This is a genomic window from Nocardia sp. NPDC004860 (genome assembly GCF_040609015.1).
Classification (GTDB): Bacteria; Actinomycetota; Actinomycetes; order Mycobacteriales; family Mycobacteriaceae; genus Nocardia.
On the sequence record NZ_JBEXJI010000069.1, the window covers coordinates 1 to 1201 of the forward strand.

2 protein-coding genes are annotated in these 1201 nt (G+C 64.3%); one reads left to right on the forward strand and one right to left on the reverse strand.

The features are described 5' to 3' along the window. Positions 1–302: hypothetical protein (locus ABZV44_RS45545; RefSeq protein ID WP_354851650.1), on the reverse strand; the 302-nt coding region annotated here is incomplete at its 3' end. Here ABZV44_RS45545 and ABZV44_RS45550 point away from each other — a divergent pair. Continuing rightward, positions 219–1190 carry an IS630 family transposase gene (locus tag ABZV44_RS45550; RefSeq protein ID WP_354851647.1) on the forward strand — a complete coding sequence of 324 codons (972 nt, stop codon included), beginning with the start codon at positions 219–221 and terminating at the stop codon, positions 1188–1190. The two genes, ABZV44_RS45545 and ABZV44_RS45550, sit on opposite strands and share 84 nt — an antisense overlap. Positions 1191–1201 lie beyond the last annotated feature (11 nt).

Below are 1201 nucleotides of genomic sequence, written 5' to 3' on the forward strand. Positions count from 1 at the left end.
CTAGTGCCGCGTCCGAGAAGGTTGGTGCTGGAACCGCCGCCCGGGGTGGCGGGTTGATCCTCGGCGGGTGAGCGGTGATGCTGCCTGTGGAGGTGATGCCGGTGGCTCGCAAGCCGGATGTGTTCGTCAGGCAGGTGACGCCCGAGGAAGGGCGGAAGCTGGCTCAGATCGCGCGGCGTAGCAAACAGCCGATTCGGATGCGGCGGGCGGTGGTGGTGATGGCGTCGGCGCAGCATCAGCCGGTCGGGTTCATCGCGAAGCTGATGCAGGTGTCGGAATCGTATGTGCGGCAAGTGATCCACGATTTCAACGAGAAGGGGTTCGACGCTCTGGACCCAAAATGGAGCGGGGGCAGACCGGCGAAGACCGATCAGGCGACACGTGATCGGATCTGTCAGATCGCCCGGTGTTGCCCCCGTGACCTCGGATGGCCGTTCTCGACATGGAGCCTGTCGAAACTCGCGGAAGTGTTGCGTATCAACGGCATTACCGACATCAGCCGCGAAACCGTCCGGCAGATCCTCAAGGCCGGCGGGGTGTCGTGGCAGGCCACGAAAACCTGGAAAGCCAGCAACGACCCCGACTTTCAAGCCAAGATGGCACGAGTCCTCGATCTCTACGACAACCCGCCCGCCGACGGCCGGGTGATCTGCGTGGACGAGTTCGGCCCACTGAACCTCCAACCCCGCAGCGGCCGAGGCTGGTTCACCGCCCGGCGGCCGCGCCGGCTGCGGGCGACCTACCACCGAACCCAGGGCGTCCGGCACATGTTCGGCGCCCTCGACTTGCGGACCGGGCAGTTGTACTACCGGATCCGGGACCGGAAACGATGGACCGAGTTCCTGGCGTTCCTGAAATCCCTGCGGGCCCGGTGGCCCGGCCAGAAACTGTATCTGATCTGCGACAACTACTCGGTCCACAAACGCGCCGAGGTCCGAGCGTGGTGCTCGGTCAACGCTATCGAACTCGTGTTCCTGCCCACGTATTCGTCGTGGTTGAACAGGATCGAGTGCGAGTTCGCCGCGCTGCGGTACTTCGCGCTCAACGGAACCGACCACCGCAGCCATGGCGAACAAGACGCCGCGATCAGCACCTACGTCCGCTGGCGCAACCAGCACGCTGAACCCATCCGAGACTTCGCCGTCGGATCCAAGATCCGGCTGCCCGATTACCTACCGAAGGTTGCCTGACAAGGCACTAG